A 24,598-nucleotide genomic window follows, 5' to 3' on the forward strand; every position below is an offset into this window, starting at 1 on the left:
GAAATTTTGTAAGCTTATCTAAGTATGGTTTGTGTACGATCTGGTCCTACAGAAACTATTTTAATAGGTGTCTCAAGTTCTTTCTCAAGATAATCTATGTAATCATTAAGAGCCTTAGGAAGTTGATCTGCAGTAGTCATACCTGTTAGATCTTCAGACCACCCAGCCATTTCTTTATAAACTACTTCAACGTTTTCTGGCTCAATATTATAAGGAAGGTGCTCGATAGTCTCTCCTTTATATTTATATGCAGTACATACTTTCAAGGTTTTAAATCCAGAAAGTACATCACCTTTCATCATCATAAGTTGAGTAACCCCGTTTACACGTACGGCATATTTAAGAGCTACAAGGTCTAACCATCCACAACGACGTGCACGGCCAGTAGTAGCGCCAAATTCATTACCTACGCGTCCCATAGTCTCACCATCTTCGTCAAAAAGCTCTGTAGGGAATGGTCCAGAACCTACACGAGTGGTGTAAGCCTTAAAGATTCCAAATACTTCGCCTATTTGATTAGGAGCAACACCAAGACCTGTACAAGCTCCTGCTGCTGTCGTGTTTGAAGAAGTCACATAAGGATAAGTACCAAAGTCAATATCAAGTAGTGATCCTTGAGCACCCTCTGCAAGTATAGACTTACCAGATTTTTGTGCTTGGTATAAATACTCTTCTGAGTCTATAAACTTAAGGGTCTTAAGTGTTTTTATAGCAGCAAAGAATTCTGTTTCTAGTTCGTCTAGATCGTAATCAATCTTTGCATCATAAAAATCAATCATTGAGATATGCTTGTCTCTTAACGTAGCATAACGCTCTTTCCAGTCTGCAAGTTCTAGGTCTCCTACACGTATACCGTTACGACCAGTTTTATCCATATAAGTAGGACCTATTCCCTTAAGAGTAGAACCTATTTTAGCCTTTCCTTTTGAAGCTTCAGAAGCTGCATCTAGTAAGCGGTGTGTAGGAAGTATAAGGTGGGCTTTACGAGAGATCACCATTTTTGCTTTATAATCTAGTCCTTCAAACTTATCAAGATTTTGAAGTTCTTTCTTAAAAATCACAGGATCTATCACAACGCCATTACCTATGACATTCATAGCATTGTCATGAAAAATTCCAGAAGGAATCGTATGTAATACGTGCTTTATACCGTCAAATTCAAGAGTATGACCTGCATTAGGTCCTCCTTGAAAACGTGCAATAATATCGTAGTCCTTCGTAAGAACGTCTACAATTTTTCCTTTTCCTTCGTCGCCCCATTGGAGGCCCAGTAGTAAATCTACAGCCATTGTTATGTTAATTAGTCGTGTTTTTCTTTCCGTAAAAATAAAGTGAATGCTTGTCTATAGTAATATCAAAAACCTCTTCTATGGTTTTTTTAATAGACTGTATACGAGGATCGCAAAATTCTATTACTTCTCCTGTATCTGTAAGTATAACGTGATCGTGTTGCTTATCAAAGTACGACTTTTCATACTGCGCTTGATTATTGCCAAACTGATGTTTGCGCACGAGCCCGCATTCTAGTAAAAGTTCTATGGTGTTGTATAATGTCGCACGGCTCACCCTATAGTTCTTGTTTTTCATACTAATGTAGAGCGTCTCGATATCAAAGTGCTCTTCATTGCTGTATATCTCTTGCAAGATTGCAAAACGTTCAGGTGTTTTGCGGTGACCTTTTTCTTCTAGATAGGCTGTAAAAACGCCTTTTACAACGTCTTGATCCTTATTAATAGTAGCTTTTAGTGGCATCGTTTTTAGTAAAGGACGAATTTACGGATTTATACTCGAGTCACTTGGTCGATACCGTCTATTTTTTTAAGATTTTCTATCAAGGTTTTCAACAATTCATTGTTTCTCACTAGTACCGTTATTTTCCCTTTAAAAACACCTCCTTGCGTAGTGAAATTTATACCCTTTATTTCTACGTGCTGGTGCTTTGAAATCTCTGCCGTTACTGTATTTACAAGTCCTAAGTTATCAATACCTGTAAGTATAATGTCTGTTTGATAACCAGTGTCTGATGAGTCTACCCATTTTGCCTTAATAATTCTATAGGCATAATTACTTCTCATCGAGATTGCATTAGGGCAATTATTTTTATGCACCTTAATGCCGTCGTTTATAGTGGTAAACCCAAAAACTGGATCGCCAGGTATCGGGCTACAACACTTTGCAAATGAATAATCGAGTTTTTGATCTTCTGGGCCAAAAACTAATGAGTCATAATTATTGGTAATCTCATCTTTATGAACATCTGGCGGACTATTAGGCTTGCGTATTTTACTTTTTATAAATGACATCAAAGCATTGCTGCGTTGTGCGGCAAACTCTTTTATCATTTTGTTGTCTATGGTTCCGTTACCTATGCGATAAAATAAATCAAGACTAGTGTTTAACTTGAAGTACGAGACTAGTTCGTTTATAGTTTTCTCGTTAAGAGGTATTTTCTGAGATTTAAGTTTACGATTCAAGATAGCCTTTCCATCATCTGCAAGTTCTTTCTTTTCATCTTTGAGAGATGATTTTATCTTAGCTCGCGCTCTTGCTGTTGTGGCATAGTCAAGCCAGTTATTTGTAGGATGCGCAGATTCTGATGTGATGATTTCTACCTGATCACCACTTTTAAGTTCATGACTTAGCGGCACAAGTCTACCATTTACTCTTGACCCGCGAGTGTGTAATCCTATTTCTGTATGTACACTAAAAGCAAAATCTAGCGGAGTTGCACCTTTAGGGAGAGACTTGAGTTCTCCTTGCGGGGTAAATACAAAGATTTCCTTATTGTATAGATTGAGTTTGAAGTTTTCAACAAAATCCACAGCGTTTTGATCAGGATTTTCTAGCGCTTCTTGCAGTTTATTAATCCAGTCGTCTAGTGTAGAATCTCCGTCGTTTCCTTGTTTATACTTGAAGTGAGCTGCATATCCCTTTTCGGCTATTTCATTCATTCGTTCAGAACGTATCTGTACTTCTACCCATCGTCCTTTAAGACCCATTACTGTAATGTGCAGAGCTTCATAACCCGTAGTCTTAGGAGAAGAAATCCAGTCTCGCAAACGAGTAGGGTTAGGTCTAAAGTGATCTGTAACGATAGAATATATTTTCCAGGCTAAGAATTTTTCATTAGCCTTATCACTCTTATAGATGATACGTATCGCAAACTTGTCATACACCTCTTCAAAAGTGACTCCTTGCGCAAGAATCTTACGCCTTATACTGTATATCGATTTTGGACGTCCTTTGATTTGATAATTTAGTCCTTCTTCGTCTAGAGAGTCTTCTATAACTTTTTTAAATTCCTTAATGTAATCGTCTTGCTGTGCTTTGCTCTCTGTGATTTTACCAGAAAGATCTTTGTAAACTTCTGGTTCGGTATATTTTAAACTTAAATCTTCAAGTTCTGTCTTTATATTATATAGCCCCATTCTATGAGCTAGAGGCGCATATATATAAAGAGTCTCACTTGCTATTTTTGATTGCTTATCTGGACGCATGGAATCCATGGTCTGCATATTATGGAGGCGGTCTGCTATTTTTATTATGATTACCCGTGGATCATCATTAATAGTAAGCAGCATTTTTCTAAAATTCTCTGCTTGTAATGACACATCTCTATCCTTTTTTAAGCTGGATATTTTAGTAAGGCCATCTACAATACGAGCGACAGTCTCTCCAAACATTTGCTCAAGATCAGATAAAGTGTAATCTGTATCCTCTACCACATCATGAAGCAATGCACTAGCAATTGATGTAGCGTCAAGGCCTATCTCGCTAGCAACAATCTGTGCCACGGCAACTGGATGAAAGATGTATGCTTCGCCAGATTTTCGACGTTGTGATTTGTGAGCATCTACAGCTACGTCAAATGCTTTGCGTATCATTTTTTTATCATCCTCTGATAAGGTTTGATAGCTTATGCGCAACAGTTTTTTGTACTGTCTTGTCAGCTCCTTATTCTCTGCCTCTATAAATTCTGTCGTTAATTCCATATGATATCTTAAATGTACCATTTTCTCATAAATGAACAATATATAATAACAACATCTTGTGAGGATTTATGTAACGATGTCTTTTTAAGATATATGGAGTTTATTTTTTTATAACGCTTTCGCGAAAGCTTACTAACATTACCACTATCGCCTCTTGTTTATTCTCAGTACACATGACTGTTAATTCTTATCTTCGCCTTTAAAATTAGAATTTATGAGTATTTTTTATATCCTAGTGGGCTTAGTATTACTAGTAGTAGGAGGTGAGTTCTTAGTAAGGGCATCTGTAGGATTGTCATTTAAACTCAATCTTTCTAAGATGGTAATAGGTCTCACAGTTGTATCATTTGCAACCTCTGCACCAGAGTTGTTGGTGAGTGTTCAAGCAGCATTAGACGGTAGTTCTGATATTGCGCTAGGTAATGTAATTGGGTCTAATATTGCAAACATAGGTCTCGTTTTAGGTATCACTGCAGTGATTTCGGCACTTGCGATAGATCGTGATTTTTACCGTTTTAACTGGCCAGTGATGATGTTCTTTTCTGTAGCCTTGTTTTTCTTACTCTCAAATGATGGAAAACTCACCGCTACCGAAGGTGGAGGACTACTTACAGCACTTGGTGTTTATTTATATTTCTTATTGCGTAGAGCTAGAAAAAGTGCAGCCCTAGAAGAAAGTGATGGCGTAGACGAGGGTTTAGGACAAGCATCTTATTTTAAAATAATTCTCTGGCTTCTTATAGGTGGTGCGGCATTATATTTTGGTTCTGAGTGGCTTGTCTCTGGAGCAAAAGAGCTTGCAACGGCTGTTGGTATAAGCGAGTATGCTATTTCTGTTACTGTTATCGCAATAGGTACTAGTGTTCCAGAACTTGCGGCATCTGTAATTGCGGCATTAAAGAAAGAAAAAGCTATTTCTTTAGGAAACTTGATAGGGTCTAATATTTTTAATATTGCCTCAGTACTTGGGATAACATCGCTTATTAAGGATATTAACGTTGTAGATGATGCTATTTTAGGCACTAACATTTACTGGATGATAGGTTTTGCAGCCATATTATTGCCACTTGCATTTATACCTACAAAACTACAGATAGGGAGAATTAAAGGCTTAGTGCTTGTAGGAGCTTATATATTGTTTATAGCGCTTGCATTTGCAGCATAGCTAATGCCTTTTTTAGAATACGATTAGGTTCTCAATATTCTAGTCGTCTATCTAGATGTTTATAAATGATTTTAAGTATGCTTTCGCGAAAGCGTAACACAAAAAAAATGCTCAACCTAAGTTGAGCATTTTTACATTTATATATAAATCAGAATTAAACCTTTGCAGTTTTTACAGTTTCGATAATACGACCTGCTACGCGATATGGATCTGCGTTTGAAGCTGGACGACGATCTTCTAACCATCCTTTCCATCCTTGCTCTACAGTGATAATAGGAATACGTAATGATGCTCCACGATCTGACACTCCATAAGAGAAATCTGTAATAGAAGCAGTCTCGTGATCTCCTGTAAGGCGCTCTTCATTGTGAGCTCCGTATGCTTTAATGTGTTCTTTTGTTACTGGACGGAATGCTTCACAAATCTTATTGTAAGTTTCCTCAGATCCACAAGTTCTTAGTGTTGTATTTGAGAAATTTGCGTGCATACCAGATCCATTCCAATCTCCTTTTACTGGTTTAGGGTGATACTCAATGTACCATCCGTACTGCTCAGTAAGACGATCTAGAAGGTAACGTGATACCCAGATCTCATCTCCAGCTTTTTTTGCACCTTTTGCAAATAGTTGGTATTCCCATTGTCCAGAAGCAACCTCTTGGTTAATTCCTTCAAAGTTAAGACCAGCCTCGATACAAAGATCTGCGTGCTCTTCTACAAAATCACGACCGTGTGTATGGCGACCTCCTACAGAACAGTAATACATTCCTTGTGGTCCTGGATATCCACCTATTGGGAAACCTAAAGGTAGTTGAGTTTCTCTATCCATGATAAAGTATTCTTGCTCAAAACCGAACCAGAAATCATTATCATCATCATCTATTTTTGCTCTGTGGTTTGATGCATGTGGTGTACCATCTGCACTTAGCACTTCTGTCATTACTAAGAATCCATCAGTACGTTGTGGATCTGGGTAGATAGCTACTGGCTTTAGAAGACAGTCTGAAGCTCCTCCAGATGCTTGCTTAGTAGAAGACCCATCAAAAGACCATATAGGACAGTCTTCTAATTTTCCGCTAAAGTCGTTTACAACTTTAGTCTTGCTTCTCATATTTTGTGTGGGTGTGTACCCGTCTAACCAAATGTATTCTAGTTTTGACTTACTCATAATAGCATTTAATGTTTTAGTTAACGAAGACAAATATAAAATAATTTTAAAAGGCAATTGGTATTTTAGGGCTTAGTTATTAAAAAATATTGATTTTTATGAACAACCCCTCAAATTTTAGGGGGTATGTAATATTTGGCTATAATTTTTATATTTCCCTTATATTTGTGCCCTAGTTTAGGGGTGTTATTGGGTTTTTAGCAAGAGCTATGAATGAACATCTTATAAAATATTAATAATCATTGTGTTACAATAGTTCGTCTCTAGTTTGGTAGAAAATATTGTTACCGTAATAATGTAAGATCAATTATGTCAAAAATTCGTTTTAAAGCTTTGCATGATGTGCAGCATAGACCAGCCGTAACTTTTGAATCCTTAGGAAGACCGTCTTCATTATTTAAGTCTAACGTATTTGGAGAGCAAGCTATGCGTCAATTCTTGTCTAAATCTACCATAGACAGTGTGCAGACAGCGATACGAAAAGGAGATAATATAGATCGCATCACCGCAGATGCCATTGCTACAGGAATGAAATCTTGGGCACTTGATAAAGGAGCTACTCATTACACGCATTGGTTTCAACCGCTCACAGGTGCCACGGCAGAGAAGCATGATGCTTTTTTCGAAATTACAACAGATGGTCATGTTATTGATAAATTTGACGGTGGGCAGCTAGCACAGCAAGAGCCAGATGCAAGTAGTTTTCCTAATGGAGGAATACGCAACACTTTTGAAGCAAGAGGATATACCGCTTGGGATCCTACTTCTCCAGCATTTATATATGACAATACTTTATGTATTCCAACGGTTTTTGTGGCATACACAGGAGAAGCACTTGATTATAAGACACCTTTATTAAAAGCCCTTAATACTATTGATCAAGCTGCCACAGCAGTCGCTCAATATTTTAATAAAAATGTAAATAAAGTGACAGCTACCTTAGGGTGGGAGCAAGAATTTTTCCTCATAGATGCATCACTAGCAGCTGCGAGACCAGACTTGATGCTTACAGGGAGAACATTACTAGGTCATGCAGCTGCAAAAGGACAGCAACTAGATGACCATTACTTTGGATCTATTCCTATCAGAGTGCTGGCATATTTAAAGGAGTTAGAGCAAGAATGCTTGTTACTTGGTATTCCTTTAAAGACACGACATAATGAAGTAGCGCCTAATCAGTTTGAGATGGCTCCTATTTTTGAAGAAGCAAATCTAGCGGTAGATCATAATGCATTACTCATGGATGTAATGCAAAAAGTAGCGCAACGTCATCACTTTAAGGTACTCTTTCATGAGAAACCATTTGAGAATATAAATGGTAGCGGAAAACATAATAACTGGTCACTAGCTACAGATACTGGAGTAAACCTACTAAGCCCAGGAAGTACTCCGATGAAAAATTTACAATTCCTCACCTTTTTTGTAAATACTATTAAAGCGGTTCATGAACATGAAGCTTTGCTTAGAGCTTCTATTGCTAGTGCGGGTAATGATTACCGCCTTGGTGCAAATGAAGCACCACCAGCCATTATATCTGTATTTATAGGTTCGCAGCTTACTCAGGTACTGGACGAATTAGAAAAAGTAACAGATGGAAAATTATCTCCACAAGAAAAAACCGATCTTAAACTCAATGTAATAGGTAAGATTCCAGAGATTTTACTTGATAATACAGATCGCAATCGTACTTCACCTTTTGCATTTACTGGAAATAAATTTGAGTTTAGAGCCGTAGGTGCTACTGCAAACTGTGCAAACCCTATGACGGTTCTTAACGCAATCGTGGCGCAGCAGCTTATTGCATTTAAAAAGGAGGTAGATGCTCTCATAGATAATAAGGACATGAAAAAGGACGATGCTATCTTTAATATCCTTAGAGAGTATATAAAGGACAGTAAGAAAATAAGATTTGAAGGAGATGGCTATGGAGCTTCTTGGGAAAAAGAAGCAAAAAAGCGCAAGCTTAGCAATAATAAGACTACAGTTTCTGCTCTTGAAGCTCGTATAAGTAAAAGTACAGTAGTATTATTTGAGTCTTTGGGTATTATGAACAATGTTGAGATTCAAGCGCGTTACGAGATTGAACTAGAAGAATATGTTAAGCGCATACAAATAGAAAGCCGTGTGCTGGGTGATGTAGCTCGTAATCATATTATTCCTACAGCTTTGAGGTATCAAAATGTTTTGATAGACAATGTAAGAGGTTTGAAAGAAATATATGGTGAACATTTTACCGCTTTCGCGAAAGCGCAAACAACCATTATTAAATCAATCTCAGAACATACCGCTAGTATTAATAGTCTCATAACGGAAATGATAAATGCTCGAAAAGAAGCAAATGCACTTGACCTTAAAGACAAGGCAGGCAGTTATGCTGCGAAAGTGAAACCATTTTTTGAACAGATAAGAAGAGATTGTGACAAGCTAGAACTTTTAGTAGAAGATGAGTTATGGCCTTTACCAAAATATAGAGAATTACTCTTCGTAAATTAAGGGATGTTTTTAATTTAAGTCGCAAGGCTTTATAATGTACAAGTATAAGACGACTGTAAGTTTCTTATAGTCAGCGTACTCGTAAGAAAAATCTGATTCTAATATAGCTGCACCTATAAAGGGGTGTTTACCCCTACGTGCTTAGACACTGTAAACACTAGTGCTAACCAAAAAATGTTAAAAATACCATAACGTTTCATCGAAAACAGCTGGTAACTTCTTGGAAGAGAGATAGATTTCCCTAATTTAGTACTCGTATTACAGCCACTATCTTCCCCCTTTGTAATACTTACTCCCCCGTAATAATAGATTAAAAGACGCAATTGCGATGACAATGACGATGATTTGTTGTGTCTTATAAATATGTATTTATTAACCATTTATATATTATTAACTTAAACTCAATTATTATGAAAAAAGTAATTTTTAGTGCCGCGGCACTTATGATCGGAGCAGTTGCTTTGGGGCAGACAACCACAGAGGCGACTGAGGCAAATTTCCAGGACACTCCAGTACTAGTAACGGCAGGTTTTCCATTAACTAGTTCGGCAACTATTGAAACTGCCGACGCATTACCACAAGCTTTTGGAATAGGACCTAATACTGGTTATTCTACACAAAACGGCAATAATAACTTGGTACGAGCTCGTCAGGCTGGTGATTTAAACTCTATGTATGCAACTCAAGACGGTGATGGAAACCTTGTTTCTATGCGTCAAACAGGTAACACTAACAACGGAGGTTTCTTCATAAGCGCCATTGATAATGATGCACAAGCAAATCAAGTGGGTGATCAGAATGATACCCGCATTGAGCAACAAGGAGATTTTAATGATGCTCAAGTATATCAAGAAAACTCGGTAGCAGGAACAACAGGAAACTCTGCAGATATTCAACAAGGTACTGCTCAAAATGCAGAAAACAATTATGCAGGTGTAGATCAAAGAGGTAATGATAACTCTGCTAGAATTTTACAAACTTGGGATAACAGTGATGCATTAGCGCTACAAAGTGGTACAAACAATGCGGTTGAAATTAAGCAACAAGCAGATCCAGAAAACAGCTTAGGTCAAGAAGCGCTTTCTGAGCAAGTAGGTGTGGATAATCAAGGAACTATTAATCAACTTTCTGACGGTACTTCTGGACGTAATTATGCAAGACTTTTCCAAGAAGGTAATAACAACATGTCAAATCAAACTCAGACTACGGATGATAACGTTTTAGGAAATGAGGCATTAGTTAATCAAGGTAGTAATATCCTTTTAGATGATGCTAACACTGCAGCTCAGTTTACTGCTGTAAACGGTGTAGACGATATCTCTAACGGTATTGAAAGTCAAGTTTCAAGTTGGAGTAAAGCTATCCAAGTACAAGAAGGAAATAGCAATTTAGCTGAGACTCATCAATTTGGGGATGGTACTAGTGATACTAACGGAGATTATTCTGAGCAAAATCAAGACGGTGTAGGGAACGAAGCTTATGTATTTCAAAACATTTTTGGATCACCAACAGGTCGTGGTAACTCTGTAGTTCAAAACCAAACTGGAGACGATAACTATGTAGCGACTGGTCAAAATGGCCGTCGTAACGATATCACAATCGATCAGCAAGGAACAAACAACTACGCTATTTCTACTCAAAGAGGAAAAGATCACGTTGTTGATGCACTTCAAACAGGAGATTTTAACGCTTTAGAAACTGCACAAAGAGGAGATATGAACACTATCGTTGTTCGTCAAGATGGAGACATAGGACAAAGCTGGAAAGCTGAGCAAAATGTACCAGGAGGACTTCCTGATGGAGGAAATACACTTGATGTTTTCCAAACTACAGGTTTCTCAGGAATCTTACCTGCTATAGGAACTTCTCAAACTGCTAATATGGTTACAAGAGCTGCTATGGCTGCTCCAGCAAGAGCTAGATCTGGTTCAGGTCTATAAATCAATTGATTGAATTTTAGATTGGGTCATTTTTATTACAAAATAATGATTTACATCTAAATTAATAAAAACTTGGACATACTTGATATCAAGTATGTCCACTGTTTTTTTAAATATTTTATCTGAATTAACTTAATATGATAGTATTATGAAATTATATATAATGTGTTTTGTGTTTTTTTTTACGATGATTTCTGTAAATGCACAAACCTATAATGAGGATATTAAAGGAACTACTAAACTCACAAACGTAGAACTTGTAGAGAAAGATATTGTAACAAAAGCTGCTCTTGGTGATTTTGGAATAGGTACTGCAAAGAATACTAGGAATGCTACAATTCAGGGAAATAGTGTTTTTATTACGCAAATAGGAGACTTTAATGCTGCGTTGTTAAATGTAAAAAGTAGAGCAAGTGAAGTAAATATAGAGCAAAATGGAGACTTTAACTTTACGGGTTTGAATTATAATGTTGAAACTGTAATCACAGATATTAAACAGGAGGGTAATAGAAATGTAGTATTTGATATTGTTCAAGACAGAACAGCAAATATTTCATTAGATCTAGAGCAACAAGGAAATAATCTCAATTTTCAAAGATTAGGTTCTAATAGCCTTACAGAATCATTACAATTTATTCAAACAGCAGCATCACCATCATTAATAATTAGAAGTAGTACTAACGGAACACCAGATAATTAAAATTTTAAATACAGAGATAATTTTGAAGTTGTTTAAGAAGCTTATGTTACTGTTTTTCTTTTCATCCTTAGGGATGCAGGCGCAATATTATAATAAAGAAGTAGCTGCATCAGTAAGAATAGAAAGAAATAGCGAGTTTTTGAAGTTTTATGCATTAGCAGAAAATAAAACACCTGTCGAGTTACCTCTTGAATATGAATTTTTGATTTTCAAAACACAAGATGATGGTACTATACAAAAGGATAGTGATAAACAACGTTTTGTTTTAAAGCCGTATGAGAAAAAGGTATTGCAAACGTTGGTTTTGGGAAATGCGGTTACAAATAAAACAGTACTCGCATTACTCATTTTTGATAAAGATGGTAAACCTTTAGGTAAAGATCGAATAGTTCTAGAAAATGGGAGTCTTTCGGAAATTGATATCCAACTACCTAAGATGGATCTTTTTAGATCGAATGATCAAGCAAAACCGCAAGATGGCTTTGTCATAGAGGGGTTAGTAATCCAAAAAACAATTACAAAAGCGGGGAGAGATTTTTTTAAATATTTCTACTCGTTATACTTTAATAAATCTATCAAGTCACCTAAAGATATTATCATCGAAGAAGTGCCTGGTAGATCAAGAACAACATTAATAACAGTTAAGATTAACAATCAGATTGTATGGAAATTTTTCTCTCAACCTCAGCGTAAATTTTTGGAAGAGCAGGCACAGATTACAATTAGTAGAGTAGGTAAGTTATTGCAAGTTTTAGAACAACAAAAGGATCAAAAAATACAATATTGATATGAGAATACTACTTTTTTTATTCATGGCAGTAGGAGTTTCTGCTTTCGCTAAAGCACAACAATTTTCTTATAAACCTATAAGCCCTTTTTTTGGAGGAGATACTTTTAATTATCAGCAGATTATAACTTCTGTAACATTACAAAATAGCCTTTCGGAACCTGTTGATGAGCAAGAGGAGTTGTCAGAGTTACAACAATTTGGTAGAGAGCTTAATAGGAATTTATTAAATGCTATTGAGAGTCAGCTAAGCCAGGCACAACTAAACGCTTTAAATATTACTGAAGAGGGAACTTTTACATTTGGATCGCTCAATGTAGAGGTGTTTGAAACCTTTGAGGGATTAGTTATAAATATTTTGGACACCAATAATGGTGAAGAAACGCAAATAGTAGTACCTAACTAGAATTAACTGAATGTTTATGAGAATTTTACAAAAGTTGACACTTGTGACTGGCTTCTTTTTATTGTCTTCGTGTGGAGCTTATTTTAATCAGAAATTTGACCAGCAGCCTGCTCGAGTGGGGGAGTTTTCTAAAACTACAAAAAAGTTGTTAGATCTTCCAGAAGCATCATTGCCTGTAGAAGTAGCAGTTTATAATTTCAGTGATCAAACAGGCCAGTTCAAAGCTATTGAAACAGGAAGTACTTTTAGCACAGCCGTTACTCAAGGTGGAACAACTATTTTGATAAAAGCACTTGAGGATTCTGGATGGTTTAGACCTATTGAAAGAGAGAACTTAAGTAATCTATCTACAGAACGTAATATTATACGTAACACAAAACAGGAGTATATAAAAAACTCAGACCCCAATGAACCTCCTTTACCACCTTTGTTGTATGCAGGATTACTTCTAGAAGGAGGTATAGTTTCTTATGATACTAATATAGTTACAGGAGGTCTTGGCGTTAGATATTTTGGGTTAGGCGGATCTGCTAAATACAGACAAGATAGAATTACTGTTTATCTAAGAGCTGTATCAACAAGTAATGGTGAGATCTTAAAAACAATTTATGTTTCAAAAACAATATTATCACAGGCATTAGACGCAAGCTTTTTTAGATTTGTTAAGTTTCAACGATTGCTAGAGGCAGAAACGGGAATTACTCAAAATGAACCTGTTCAGATTGCTGTAAAAGATGCAATAGAACGGGCAGTACACGATTTAATAATGGAGGGGCTCATTGATCAATATTGGAGTGCAAAAGATGGTCGTGAAGTAAACGAAGAGCTCATTGAAAATTATTTGAAGGAAAAGGAGTTAGAAGAAAGTTCAGGTCTTTATGATAGAATGTTTGTAAATGATGAGTATGATACTCATGTTACACTTCAAGGTGGTGTGAACCTAATAGATGGTGATTTAACTCCAAATAAACCTGGTTTTATGTCAAAACTCACCATAGAGCAAGATGTTACAGATAAATTTAGTGTTGGTCTTTCTGGGAGTGTTTTTGAATTAAATAATGGTGACGCATACTCAAATATTATGGGTAGTGTAGATTTAAATGCAAGAATATTTTTATTGCCGAAAGATGATTTTGGTCCATATATATTTGGAGGACCTGGTCTGGTAGTTGATTTAATAGACTCTGCACAAGATGGATTAGGTCTTGGTAAAACTTTTCCAAAATTACAATACGGAGCAGGTTTACAATACAAGTTTTCACCTAGATTGAGCTTCACTGCTTTTGCCGAACATAATGTATTACTTAATGATGATATTGATTTCATTGATCAAGGTAAGCGCAATGATTTCTACTATAATTTTGGTTTTGGGTTGAGATACGGGCTAAATTTTAAAAGTCAAAAGAAGAAAGATAATGAGTCATTAGTAATTGAAAATTGAAGAATTTAAAGATGTCAATAATGAATAAGTACTTTTTAGTAATAGTCGCATTTGCAGTTTTATTATTCTTAGGTTGTTCTGAAGATACCATAGAGGCAGATGTATTCGGGTCAATCTCAGGAGTTGTTACAGCAGAAGACACAAACGAGCCATTAAATAATGTAAAGGTTTCTACTAGTCCTGCTAGTAATACCGTTTTCACAAATGAAGAAGGGAAATTTAGTATTTCTAATGTACTTGTTAATTCATATTCAGTGGAAGCCGAATTAGATAACTATAATACGGAGTTTGAGGGAGTAGAAGTTTTAGAAGGACTAAATTCTGAAGTTGCTATAGAATTAGTGCTCTCAAATACAGGAAATGGAGCTCCTAGTACACCTATTCTTCTAAGTCCTCTTGATGGGGCTATAGATGAGTTACTAGAAATTGAGTTTGCATGGAATTCAATAGATCCTGAGGACGATGAACTTACTTATACAATTCAATTAAGAAATGGATCTACAAATGAGATGGAAGAATTTCAAGTAGTGGGAGATACTACTTATACAGTAAATAATTTGAGTCTTGAGACCAATTATTTTTGGCAAGTTTCTGCAAAAGATGAACTTAATGAATCAGTAAGTTCAGGAATAAGTTCTTTTACTACATTTTCTGCTCAAAATAATCCTTTCTTATTTATAAAAAGAATAGACGGAAATAGTGTTATATTTTCTGGAGCAAATTCTGATGAGGTTAATGAAACCACTGATGCAAATGTTCTACAGCTTACAGATGAATCTAAAAATAGTTTTCGACCTAAGCGAAATAACAACGTCGGTAAAATTGCATTTCTAAGAACTATAGGAGGAGAAAATCAAATTTTTACAATGAGTCTTGCTGGAGCAAATGAACAACAAATCACTTCCACGGTTCCTGTTGCTGGATTTAGACAGGAAAGTATACAATTTACTTGGGCTGAAAATGGACAAAAATTTTATTATCCAAACTTTGACAAACTATATGCTATTAATAATGATGGTAGTGGGTTATCTCAAATATATCAAACGAATGATGGGTCATTAATATCTGATGTAGCTGTTTCGTCATTCAATCCCGATACTATTATTTTAAAAACCAATGATGTTGACGGTTACAATGTTAGAGTATTTGCTATTTCTCAGAGCTCAGGTCAACTATTATACACAGTTTTAGAAAATCAACTCGGTGCAGTTTCGGGAATAGATGTAACTGCAAATATGGATAAAGTCCTCTATGCGCGTGATGTTTCAGGCTCAGAAAATGGAGATTATAGAATTTTCACAAGTCGAATTTTTGAATATAATGTAAATACTCAAGAGACCTCAGTGGTAGAGACAGAGGTAATAGCAGGGGAGAATGATCTTTTTCCTAGTTACTCTCCTGACGAAGGGAGAATTATATTGACAAGAGTTTTAAATAACCAAGGAGCAATACCTTCAATATATCTCGCCTTTCTGAATGATTCTGATGACAATGATGAACTATTTACAAACTCTCTTATGCCAGATTGGGAATAATAACGGTGATCAATGGTAAGTTGTTTATTAATATATAAACTCACAGGAATTTTATACGAAAGAGCGCATTTATTTAAGTGCGCTCTTCTTATTTACTTAATATTCTTTCTATCTATTTCGCTCGCATTGCTTTCTTAAAAACGCTTCTTGTAGTTTTATTTAATGCATAATCAAGTGGTTTCTTGCCTTTGTGATTCATTTGACTTAAGTCTGCACCATTAGTTATCAAAAGTTCAATTACAGGTAGCGCATATTCTTTTTGACTTGCTAGAATATGTAATGCTGTATTACCAGATGGATCTTGAATGTTTATGCGAGTGCCAAGTTCAATAAGCATCTGCATAATTAATTTACTGTCTTCAGTTAATGATCTACTTAGGGTATGTATTGGGTAATTACCATTATTAAAAGCAGTATTTAAATGTATTTCTGGCTGTTGCACAAGTAGTAAAACTCCTTCGGTAAAATGATAATCTATAGCTATTCTTAAATGCTCTTGACTGCATATAGCTCCATTTTTAATAAGTTCTTTAAGCGAACCTATCATTTTATAGCGAATTGCATCTTCAATAGCTAGGGAAGAATTTGCTCCATTAGATAGTAATCTTTTTAGAACTGATAAATTTCCTTTGCGGGCTGCACTGCGAATGAATTCGTTGCCTTCTAAACTAGAAACATGATCCATTAGCAATAAAATGAGAGGTTCATTTTTAGTTTCCATTGCATTTGCTAGTGACTCATCAGCTTTAGCACCGCTTTTTAATAAGGAGCTTACAATTTCAATATTTTCTGTTTCTGTTGCGTCAAGTAATGCTTGGTTGAGGTTAACGTCTCCTTGGTTCACAAGTAACTCAACAAGACCTAGGTTTTCATTTGTAATTGCCGACTCAATAAGAAGTGGATCTGTGGTGTCTGCTCCCATAGAGATTAAGTACTGACTTATTATTTGGTTTTCTATTGTTATTGCTTTATTAATCCCTTTACTTGGGTTACTATCATTAGAAACTAACAGTTTTACCATATCAACATTCTCACCTGCTACAGCAAGTGGTAACAGATTATCAACATTCACTCCTTCTTTCTTTGTAGCAATCACAGACTCTGCAAATGGGAGATTATTTTCCTTAATTGCTGCTGTCATAGCTACATCTGGATTTCCTTTATAAAGGTGAAGTACATCATTAAATAATTGAGCATCATCTTTCTGAGCAGCATAAAATAAGGCGCTGTCTGGAGCTGCCTTATTTTGAAGCGCAATATTGATAGCTTTGATATTATCTTTTGTGATGGCATACTCTAATGACTCAGAGGCATTTCCACCATTTTTAAGTGAGATATCTAGAATTTCATAATTATTGTTGTCTGTTGCTATATTGGAGATTTTATTACTGCTTATACGTGCATTCTTATTGATAAAGTAATTGAATAACTCTGTGTTATCAAGCATTGATGTGACTTCGAGGGTATTTTCATTTGCTTCAGTTACAGGGATGATTATGTTTTTAAGCTCTTCATTACCATTTCTCAGAGCGCTATCTAAAAGAGATGCATCTGCGGTTGCACCTAGTATTGTAAATTTTTCAGCGAGCTCAGCATCATTGTTTTCCACGGCTAGAGATAGTTCTTTTTTACCTGCTTCAAATGCATCAAACTCAACACTCATTAAAGCTTTGACAGATGGATAGTGATAGGTGTCTAGTGCAAATGATAAATCATTGTTTACAGGAGTAGCTCCTTCCCTCAGTAGCGCATAAATAATAGGTTCACTTTGAAAAGCAACTGCTTTATAAATCATATTATTTTTAAAAGGAGCACCTCTTTCTAAAAGGATTAATACTTTTTGTTCATCAAAATACTCTTTGAGGAACAGCAAGTCGAGATCCTCACTATTTGGTATTACTCCTTTATCTAGTACAAAATTTAGTATTTGTGAAGATTGTTTTGAAGTAATAATAGCAGCGATTAAACCCGGGATTCTCCTAGTTGCATTTTGTGCCAATAAAGTTTTCATGCGAGCTAGATCGCCTATGTTTGCAGCTCTTACAATTTCTGTTTGTAATGCAGTATTGTAATGTTGTGCGCTATTTTCTAATAATTTTTTTTCCTTTTCTAGAGACAATACGTAAGCCACTTCATAAATATCGCCGTCTATAGTTGTTATCTCCACATCTTTATGAATATCCCTTACGAGTGCTTCTTTATAAAAAGTTTTTGCTTCTTCCGGACCAGAAACTCGTAAGCGCTTGCGTTCTCTGCTTTTGACTAGTTTTTTTGTGTCATCCCATACACTTACATATCCTTTTTCTAAGTCCTCAGGTTTTGCTGTAATGATGACTTGTTTATTGAGTTTTATTTCTTCGTCAGTGATTAAGGTTTCTAGCCGTACACCGCCACGGTCTATAAGTGGTGCTGTGCGTAACATGGCTTCATCTTTTGAAAATCCTCCAAAAAATAAATCACCCGTATAGGCATCTACATCGCTTGAGGTAACACCAGCACTTTTTTTAATTAGTCTGTCGATAGATTGTTTGAAACGCAAGGAATATTTAGTAAAATAAGCAGAAGGTTGCGGGGCATATAATTGATTTTTAGAAGTACGTATAGCTATGTTAATAACACTATCTAGTAATTGTATTTTCCTTTCTTTATCCTGTATATCTGCTGTAGTGAGGTTTCTTAATGCCTTGGTCCAGGGTTGTAATGTGACATCTATGGCTGCAGCATTATTTTTTAAAGTAGTTTGCCAGTCTGTAAACCAGGTCGCGTTTGTATCACCTCCCTTTGTAAATGAGCTGCTAGATCCAGCGGTAATGTATGGGTCTGTATCCTCTTTATTTTGGTGTGATGCACTAATGTCTTCTATTACTTTTTCCTTAAATAAGTCACGATCATACGGAGAGTATATGAAATCGTCATTTTTTATTAAGTTTCTCTTTAAGAAAAGACCTCCATAAATGACTTCATGAGCATAATGTGTGCCGTAACGATATATAAATCCTTCTGGAGTGATATCGCGTCCTAGTCTTTTAAAATCTTCAACCATTGCACTATCTAGTACGTTAGAAGAAACAGCTACAAGTATATCTTTTGATAATGGTATTTGTTTTTTAGTATAGACTAAGAGGGTTTTATTTGACTCATCGTTATTAAAGCCTTTGTAATGTGCTTCACTATTTAACGCATGATAGGGTTTTGAAAGCGTATCGGCATTTAAAATTTGTTTTTCAAAATCGTAGGGAGACGTTATAAAATGAAAACTCTCCACTGGGCTAGTATCAAGAGAAGTACTATGTATGGATCCATAGATAAGTTGCTTTCCTTTTGAAGATCCTAGCCAGTCTAAGGCATCAACATAACGTATGTCAAAACCCTGCCCAATGAGATTAGGATTTTGTGGTTGCTGGCAGAATAAAGGGTTATTTAAAATTAATAGGAATAGGGGGAGCATAAAGTATTCCTTTCGGAAAAAGCGTGTAGTCTCCAAAGGCAAAGGTGTTAGTTAAATAAAATGGTCAATAAGTATCTAAAATACTTATAAAAAAGCTAAGAAAAAATTCAATTAGATTAAGGTGTAAATAACTGGATTAAAGAGGGTTTGAAGTAAAATGTTTGTAAGAAACGACTGATTTTTAATGGTTTTTATCACGCTTTCGCGAAAGCGTAATTATAAAATACACCATAGAAATAATTATTTTAGAAACTTGGTCAAACTGTTTGTAAATCAATTTTAAAGCCCATTATATAATCCCTATTTTTGCGATGTAAAATTTATAGATGAGCCAAGAAATTTCTAAACGATACGCACAACGCGGAGTCTCTGCAGGTAAGGAAGATGTGCACAATGCCATTAAAAATGTAGACAAGGGATTATTTCCTAAAGCATTTTGTAAGATTGTACCAGACGCACTTACGGGAGACGAGGATTACTGTCTTGTAATGCATGCAGATGGGGCAGGAACAAAATCTGCTCTTGCATACATGTACTGGAAAGAAACTGGTGATATCTCTGTATGGAAAGGCATCGCTCAAGATGCTCTTATCATGAATATAGATGATCTATTATGTGTGGGTGCAACAGACCATATCATGCTATCATCAACAATAGGGCGTAACAAGAATGTAATTCCGGGTGAAGTTATTTCGGCCATTATTAATGGATCTGAAGAACTTTTGGCAGAGTTAAAATCTTACGGTGTTACAATTCACTCTACAGGTGGAGAAACAGCAGATGTAGGTGATCTTGTGCGCACAATCATTGTAGACTCTACTGTTACGGCACGTATGAAGCGCAGCGATGTTATTGATAATGCTAACATACGTCCCGGAGATGTTATTGTAGGTCTTTCATCAAGCGGTCAAGCGACTTACGAAAAAGAATATAATGGAGGTATGGGGAGTAACGGACTTACTTCTGCACGTCACGATGTATTTGATAAGTACCTTGCACAAAAATATCCAGAGAGTTTTGACGCAGCAGTACCAGAAGACTTGGTATATAGCGGTTCAAAAAAACTTACAGATTCAGTAACTGGGAGTCCTCTAGACGCTGGTAAGCTAGTGCTTTCTCCTACGAGAACCTATGCGCCCATTATTAAAGATATTTTATCTAAATATAACTCAGACAGTATACACGGTATGGTACACTGTAGTGGTGGTGCTCAAACAAAAATTTTACATTTTGTAGAGGACTTACATATTATCAAGGATAATCTATTTGAAACTCCGCCACTTTTTAAACTTATACAAGAAGAGAGTGGTACAGACTGGAAAGAGATGTACCAAGTGTTTAATATGGGACATCGTATGGAGATCTACTGCCCGCAAGAGATAGCTCAAGAGCTTATAAAGATCTCAACATCTTATAATGTTGATGCACAAATAGTAGGTAGAGTAGAGGCTTCTCAAAGTGGAAAGAGGCTTACCATAACTAGTGATAAAGGAACTTTTACTTATTAATATATAGTCTATAAAGTACCTTTTAAAAGAGGGATGTTGTTATAACACAGAAGGCCTGTATTCTTTGCAGGCCTTTTTTTATGCACAAGAAATAGGGTGCTAAGTTTTGTTTCACACATGGTAATAATTTGCTTTTAGGAAAGTTAGCTGTTTGTTTTAGGATTTTTTTATGATTTCAGAAATCTGCTGACTATCATTTTTTCGTATATTTTCTATTCCAAGTCAAACGATTATTTAACTACCCCTAATTAGTCAAATAACTATCCGTATGGAGAAAATTACATCCGCTATAAAATGTAGGAGATTACCATTAATCATCGGTTTTGTAATCTTGATTAATATAGTAGCTGTATTTACCTCAGATTTAGAGATTATGAGGATAATACGCTTACTTACAATTGGAGTATATGTAGCCTACTATCTTTTAAGCGTATCTCAAAGAAGTCTTATAGTCCTTGTAATATTATTTAGTTTGCTAGCTAGAGATATAGCGGTGCTATTTTATGAGACTAATGTAGGACATACATTATACCTTATATTAGGTATTGCGGCATATGCAACTATCTGTTTAGAAAGAGGAGATATACTTAAAGTGATAAGTAGAGATAAAAGTGCTTTGATTTTTACACTTGCATTTGTTGTTCTCAATACATTTGCCCTAAGTGAAATTGCTAGTTTTATTAATGTAGGGTTCCAAGGTCCATTTGACCCTTTTTTATTTTATGTGTATGGTGTGTTTATGATTGTTTTTGGAGCAACAGCAATCATTTATAATCAAGTGTATAATAGTAATAGATCTCTTGCTTATATATTATTTATGATTAGTTTTCTTACCAGTGATGTCACCTCGTTATTTGCATATTACTTTGGATATGAGATGCTTTTTTACGTAGACCGTGTTGCTTATGCAGTAGGATTAGGTCTTTTTTCTTATACAGTTATTGAAACTAGTAGTCAGCTTGAAGAAGCAGAGCAATATGATATGTTATCTTAATGAGCTGGGGTGCTTTTTTTAATTACCAACTTCTCTATAATTATTTCTTTACTGTGACCGCATCGCTTTATTAATGCAATGTACGACACGTGTGATTGTATTAATTTGGGTTGTAAATATCTTTATTTAAGCAGTTTATCATTATTTAGTTTTGTTAAAGTCTATCTGAGGCGGTATTTATATTTTTACTTTTACTTACTTTTATTAACAAGTAAAATGCTTTTAGTGTTCCCCCAACCAATAATTGACTAATGCAATTTTTATTACGTAAAGCAGGTAAATATTTACCATTAATAACTCTAGGTCTTATAGTATTAAACATACTGTCTGTTTATTTAGGGCGTCATGTTTATCTCTTAAGATACATGCAACTTTTTACAGTACTAGTCTTTCTCATTTACTACGTAATCAAAGCACCTCGTGTTAGGTTTATAGTGATTGCAATTTTAGTAATGCTATCGCTGCGAGAATTTTCCGTTTTCTACTACTATAAAAACTTTGGGCAGATAGCTTATATCCTTCTTGGCTGTGTGACTTATAGCCTTATTATTATAAAGCGGCTAGATATGTTTAATGCATTTTTAAAAGATAGAGCTGCGATACTACTTACTTTAGTCTTTATTGGTCTCAATATGCTTATACTTAATGAACTAATATCTCAGGTAAAGGAAGGTTACGAAGGGTCTTTTCAGTCTGGTCTCGTGTTCCTTTTTGGAATTATCATAAGTTTATTAGGAGCAATAGCAGTGTTATATAACCAGGTTATTAATAGTGATAGATCATTAGCTTTTCTGTTTTTTGTGTTTTGTTTTATCTTTTCGGACGTGGCATCTCTTATTGGGTACTATTTTGGAATTAGTTTCTTCTATTATATTGATTTTGTTAGTGCCGCATTAGGATTGGCCTTTTTTATATACACGGTTTTGGATGTAGATAATAAAGAAGAAGAGAAGAATCAACTTACTCAATCGTATTAATCACTATTTCTTTTTTGCTTTCGCGAAAGCGTATATAGACCTCCATTTAGCTTTCATTCCTTGTTTAAATTATCGTAAATTCGCTACTTATTATAGAAAGTAGATGTTAGAAAAATTACAGATAGTAAAGCAACGTTTTGATGAGATAAGTGATCTCATCATACAACCAGATATTATAACAGATCAAAAGCGCTATGTCCAGCTCAATAAGGAATATAGCGATCTTAAGGCACTCATGGAAGTGCGTGAGGTATATATAGAGCTTAGTGAAAACCTCAAAGAAGCCGAAGAAATCATAGCCGATGGTAGTGATGCAGAAATGGTTGAAATGGCCAAGATGCAATACGATGAGGCAAAAACTGGTATTCCTGAACTTGAGGAAAAAATCAGAATGATGCTTATTCCTAAGGATCCAGAAGATGCAAAGAACGTCGTTGTAGAAATACGCGCTGGAACTGGTGGTGATGAAGCAAGTATTTTTGCGGGAGACTTATACAGAATGTATACGAAGTATGTAGATTCTGTCCCAGGATGGAAACATAGCACGGTAGATTATTCTGAAGGTACTTCTGGAGGATTTAAAGAAATCCAATTTGAAATTACAGGGCAAGATGTATACGGTACTATGAAGTTTGAAGCTGGAGTACACCGTGTACAGCGAGTACCGCAAACAGAAACTCAAGGTCGTGTGCATACCAGTGCTGCAACAGTAATGGTACTTCCAGAAGCAGAGGAGTTTGATGTTCAAATAGAGCCTAAAGATGTACGTGTAGATTTTTTCTGTTCTTCTGGACCAGGTGGGCAGTCTGTAAACACAACATACTCTGCAGTACGATTAACACACATCCCTACAGGACTTGTAGCGCAGTGTCAAGACCAAAAATCTCAACATAAAAACAAGGAGAAGGCTTTTAAAGTACTACGCTCACGTTTATATGATATGGAACTTGCTAAGAAGCAAGAAGAAGATGCGGCAAAACGTAACTCACAAGTAAGTAGTGGTGACCGTAGTGCAAAGATTCGTACGTATAACTATCCTCAAGGACGTGTAACGGATCACCGTATTGGATTAACATTATACGATTTACAGAATATCGTAAATGGTGATATTCAAAAAATTCTTGAAGAGTTAAGACTTGTTGAGAATACAGAGAAACTCAAATTTACTGAAGGAGAATTATAGCATAATAAAGCTGACTATTATCTAGATCTGAAATAAACGACAATGAAAACAGCTGATTTAATTACCCAAATTAAAAAGAAGCAATCTTTTTTAATAGTTGGTCTAGATACAGATCTTGATAAGATTCCTGCGCATTTATTGAAAGAGGAAGATCCTATTTTTGCTTTTAACAAAGCGATTATAGATGCCACACACGATTTATGTGTTGGTTATAAACCTAATACTGCATTTTATGAAGCTTATGGTATCAAAGGATGGCAGGCGCTAGAGAAAACAATTAACTATATAAACGAAAAGTATCCAGAGCAATTCACGATTGCAGATGCAAAACGTGGAGATATAGGGAATACATCTACTCGATATGCTAAGGCATTTTTTGAGGACTTGAGCTTTGACTCTGTAACGGTTGCTCCATACATGGGTAAAGATTCTGTAGAGCCATTTCTGGAATTTAATGACAAGCACACTATATTGCTTGCGCTTACTTCAAATAAGGGAGCCTTCGATTTTCAAACAAAGGAGATTGACGGTAAAGAAGTGTACAAGCACGTACTTGAAACCTCTAAGTCATATACCAATAGTGAGCAGCTTATGTATGTAGTAGGTGCTACAAAAGCTGAGTACCTCACAGATATACGTGCTATTATTCCTGAGGCATTCTTACTCGTACCAGGAGTAGGAGCGCAGGGAGGTAGCCTGCGTGAAGTTTGTAAATACGGAATGACTAAAGATATAGGGCTTCTTGTTAATTCTTCTCGAGGTATTATTTACAATTCTCAAGGAGAAGACTTCGCCATCGCCGCGCGTAATGTTGCACAGCAAATGCAAGAAGAAATGAGAGAGCTCATTATAGAACATATCTAA

General features: G+C 35.7%; 18 protein-coding genes. 13 read left to right on the forward strand and 5 right to left on the reverse strand.

Annotated elements, in window-relative coordinates:
- Positions 1-14: 14 nt before the first annotated feature.
- The 3 genes from ACJJVW_RS12350 to ACJJVW_RS12360 are packed head-to-tail and all read right to left on the reverse strand — an operon-like array spanning position 15 to position 3,992.
- Positions 15-1,289 carry an adenylosuccinate synthase gene (locus ACJJVW_RS12350; RefSeq protein WP_013749650.1) on the reverse strand — a complete coding sequence of 425 codons (1,275 nt, stop codon included), beginning with the start codon at positions 1,287-1,289 and terminating at the stop codon, positions 15-17.
- A gap of 7 nt (positions 1,290-1,296) precedes the next feature.
- Complete coding sequence (locus tag ACJJVW_RS12355) at positions 1,297-1,752, reverse strand: Fur family transcriptional regulator (protein WP_035333992.1); 456 nt, start codon at positions 1,750-1,752, stop codon at positions 1,297-1,299.
- Positions 1,753-1,781: 29 nt separating this feature from the next.
- On the reverse strand, positions 1,782-3,992 hold the full coding sequence (locus ACJJVW_RS12360) for a RelA/SpoT family protein (RefSeq protein WP_405225790.1): 2,211 nt from the start codon (positions 3,990-3,992) through the stop codon (positions 1,782-1,784).
- A 214-nt stretch (positions 3,993-4,206) separates the two neighbouring features.
- Between ACJJVW_RS12360 and ACJJVW_RS12365 the strand changes: the two genes are divergently transcribed.
- Positions 4,207-5,157, forward strand: a complete 951-nt coding sequence (locus tag ACJJVW_RS12365) for a calcium/sodium antiporter (RefSeq protein WP_405252205.1) — start codon at positions 4,207-4,209, stop codon at positions 5,155-5,157.
- Positions 5,158-5,311: 154 nt separating this feature from the next.
- Here the strand turns inward: ACJJVW_RS12365 and ACJJVW_RS12370 are convergent, their stop codons facing one another.
- A complete protein-coding gene (locus ACJJVW_RS12370; RefSeq protein ID WP_405252207.1) occupies positions 5,312-6,322 on the reverse strand; it encodes a glutamine synthetase beta-grasp domain-containing protein in 1,011 nt (336 codons plus the stop codon).
- 309 nt (positions 6,323-6,631) lie between these two features.
- Between ACJJVW_RS12370 and ACJJVW_RS12375 the strand changes: the two genes are divergently transcribed.
- From ACJJVW_RS12375 to ACJJVW_RS12405, 7 genes are all read left to right on the forward strand, one after another.
- Positions 6,632-8,815 (forward strand): glutamine synthetase III, encoded by a 2,184-nt coding sequence (locus ACJJVW_RS12375; protein WP_339848492.1) that lies wholly within the window; start codon positions 6,632-6,634, stop codon positions 8,813-8,815.
- Positions 8,816-9,225: 410 nt separating this feature from the next.
- Complete coding sequence (locus ACJJVW_RS12380) at positions 9,226-10,755, forward strand: hypothetical protein (RefSeq protein ID WP_298325619.1); 1,530 nt, start codon at positions 9,226-9,228, stop codon at positions 10,753-10,755.
- 148 nt (positions 10,756-10,903) lie between these two features.
- The gene (locus tag ACJJVW_RS12385) at positions 10,904-11,455 is read left to right on the forward strand and encodes a hypothetical protein (RefSeq protein ID WP_298325616.1); all 552 of its coding nucleotides are present in this window, start codon (positions 10,904-10,906) and stop codon (positions 11,453-11,455) included.
- Between the two features lie 43 nt (positions 11,456-11,498).
- Positions 11,499-12,242 (forward strand): CsgE family curli-type amyloid fiber assembly protein, encoded by a 744-nt coding sequence (locus tag ACJJVW_RS12390; RefSeq protein WP_405252210.1) that lies wholly within the window; start codon positions 11,499-11,501, stop codon positions 12,240-12,242.
- Between the two features lies 1 nt (position 12,243).
- Positions 12,244-12,648, forward strand: coding sequence for a curli assembly protein CsgF (locus ACJJVW_RS12395; RefSeq protein ID WP_298325611.1), 405 nt, complete (start codon positions 12,244-12,246; stop codon positions 12,646-12,648).
- A gap of 16 nt (positions 12,649-12,664) precedes the next feature.
- Entirely contained in the window at positions 12,665-14,089 is a 1,425-nt protein-coding gene (locus tag ACJJVW_RS12400) for a CsgG/HfaB family protein (RefSeq protein WP_298325608.1), read from the forward strand.
- Positions 14,090-14,109: 20 nt separating this feature from the next.
- Positions 14,110-15,624 (forward strand): carboxypeptidase regulatory-like domain-containing protein, encoded by a 1,515-nt coding sequence (locus ACJJVW_RS12405; protein ID WP_405252212.1) that lies wholly within the window; start codon positions 14,110-14,112, stop codon positions 15,622-15,624.
- 112 nt (positions 15,625-15,736) lie between these two features.
- On the opposite strand, the gene ACJJVW_RS12410 is transcribed toward ACJJVW_RS12405, so the two are convergent.
- The gene (locus ACJJVW_RS12410; RefSeq protein WP_405252214.1) at positions 15,737-19,072 is read right to left on the reverse strand and encodes an MAC/perforin domain-containing protein; all 3,336 of its coding nucleotides are present in this window, start codon (positions 19,070-19,072) and stop codon (positions 15,737-15,739) included.
- Positions 19,073-19,398: 326 nt separating this feature from the next.
- On the opposite strand from ACJJVW_RS12410, the gene ACJJVW_RS12415 reads away from it, so the two are divergent.
- The 5 genes from ACJJVW_RS12415 to pyrF all read left to right on the forward strand — a co-directional run bounded on the left by ACJJVW_RS12415 (position 19,399) and on the right by pyrF (position 24,598).
- Positions 19,399-20,580: an AIR synthase related protein gene (locus ACJJVW_RS12415; RefSeq protein ID WP_298325597.1), complete on the forward strand. Its 1,182-nt coding sequence runs from the start codon at positions 19,399-19,401 to the stop codon at positions 20,578-20,580.
- A 268-nt stretch (positions 20,581-20,848) separates the two neighbouring features.
- Positions 20,849-21,574 carry a hypothetical protein gene (locus ACJJVW_RS12420; protein ID WP_298325595.1) on the forward strand — a complete coding sequence of 242 codons (726 nt, stop codon included), beginning with the start codon at positions 20,849-20,851 and terminating at the stop codon, positions 21,572-21,574.
- Positions 21,575-21,825: 251 nt separating this feature from the next.
- On the forward strand, positions 21,826-22,551 hold the full coding sequence (locus tag ACJJVW_RS12425; RefSeq protein WP_298325593.1) for a hypothetical protein: 726 nt from the start codon (positions 21,826-21,828) through the stop codon (positions 22,549-22,551).
- A 103-nt stretch (positions 22,552-22,654) separates the two neighbouring features.
- Entirely contained in the window at positions 22,655-23,734 is a 1,080-nt protein-coding gene (gene prfA, locus ACJJVW_RS12430) for a peptide chain release factor 1 (RefSeq protein ID WP_298325592.1), read from the forward strand.
- A gap of 42 nt (positions 23,735-23,776) precedes the next feature.
- On the forward strand, positions 23,777-24,598 hold the full coding sequence (gene pyrF / locus ACJJVW_RS12435; RefSeq protein ID WP_298325590.1) for an orotidine-5'-phosphate decarboxylase: 822 nt from the start codon (positions 23,777-23,779) through the stop codon (positions 24,596-24,598).

The organism is Dokdonia sp. Asnod3-C12, assembly GCF_045063975.1.
Lineage (GTDB): Bacteria > Bacteroidota > Bacteroidia > Flavobacteriales > Flavobacteriaceae > Dokdonia.

Excerpts from the sequence above, each read along its gene's own strand:
- ACJJVW_RS12350 (WP_013749650.1), bottom strand. The coding sequence starts at position 1,289 with ATGGCTGTAGATTTACTACTGGGCCTCCAATGGGGCGACGAAGGAAAA.
- ACJJVW_RS12355 (WP_035333992.1), bottom strand. The coding sequence starts at position 1,752 with ATGCCACTAAAAGCTACTATTAATAAGGATCAAGACGTTGTAAAAGGC.
- ACJJVW_RS12360 (WP_405225790.1), bottom strand. The coding sequence starts at position 3,992 with ATGGAATTAACGACAGAATTTATAGAGGCAGAGAATAAGGAGCTGACA.
- ACJJVW_RS12365 (WP_405252205.1), top strand. The coding sequence starts at position 4,207 with ATGAGTATTTTTTATATCCTAGTGGGCTTAGTATTACTAGTAGTAGGA.
- ACJJVW_RS12370 (WP_405252207.1), bottom strand. The coding sequence starts at position 6,322 with ATGAGTAAGTCAAAACTAGAATACATTTGGTTAGACGGGTACACACCC.
- ACJJVW_RS12375 (WP_339848492.1), top strand. The coding sequence starts at position 6,632 with ATGTCAAAAATTCGTTTTAAAGCTTTGCATGATGTGCAGCATAGACCA.
- ACJJVW_RS12380 (WP_298325619.1), top strand. The coding sequence starts at position 9,226 with ATGAAAAAAGTAATTTTTAGTGCCGCGGCACTTATGATCGGAGCAGTT.
- ACJJVW_RS12385 (WP_298325616.1), top strand. The coding sequence starts at position 10,904 with ATGAAATTATATATAATGTGTTTTGTGTTTTTTTTTACGATGATTTCT.
- ACJJVW_RS12390 (WP_405252210.1), top strand. The coding sequence starts at position 11,499 with ATGTTACTGTTTTTCTTTTCATCCTTAGGGATGCAGGCGCAATATTAT.
- ACJJVW_RS12395 (WP_298325611.1), top strand. The coding sequence starts at position 12,244 with ATGAGAATACTACTTTTTTTATTCATGGCAGTAGGAGTTTCTGCTTTC.
- ACJJVW_RS12400 (WP_298325608.1), top strand. The coding sequence starts at position 12,665 with ATGAGAATTTTACAAAAGTTGACACTTGTGACTGGCTTCTTTTTATTG.
- ACJJVW_RS12405 (WP_405252212.1), top strand. The coding sequence starts at position 14,110 with ATGAATAAGTACTTTTTAGTAATAGTCGCATTTGCAGTTTTATTATTC.
- ACJJVW_RS12410 (WP_405252214.1), bottom strand. The coding sequence starts at position 19,072 with ATGCTCCCCCTATTCCTATTAATTTTAAATAACCCTTTATTCTGCCAG.
- ACJJVW_RS12415 (WP_298325597.1), top strand. The coding sequence starts at position 19,399 with ATGAGCCAAGAAATTTCTAAACGATACGCACAACGCGGAGTCTCTGCA.
- ACJJVW_RS12420 (WP_298325595.1), top strand. The coding sequence starts at position 20,849 with ATGGAGAAAATTACATCCGCTATAAAATGTAGGAGATTACCATTAATC.
- ACJJVW_RS12425 (WP_298325593.1), top strand. The coding sequence starts at position 21,826 with ATGCAATTTTTATTACGTAAAGCAGGTAAATATTTACCATTAATAACT.
- prfA (WP_298325592.1), top strand. The coding sequence starts at position 22,655 with ATGTTAGAAAAATTACAGATAGTAAAGCAACGTTTTGATGAGATAAGT.
- pyrF (WP_298325590.1), top strand. The coding sequence starts at position 23,777 with ATGAAAACAGCTGATTTAATTACCCAAATTAAAAAGAAGCAATCTTTT.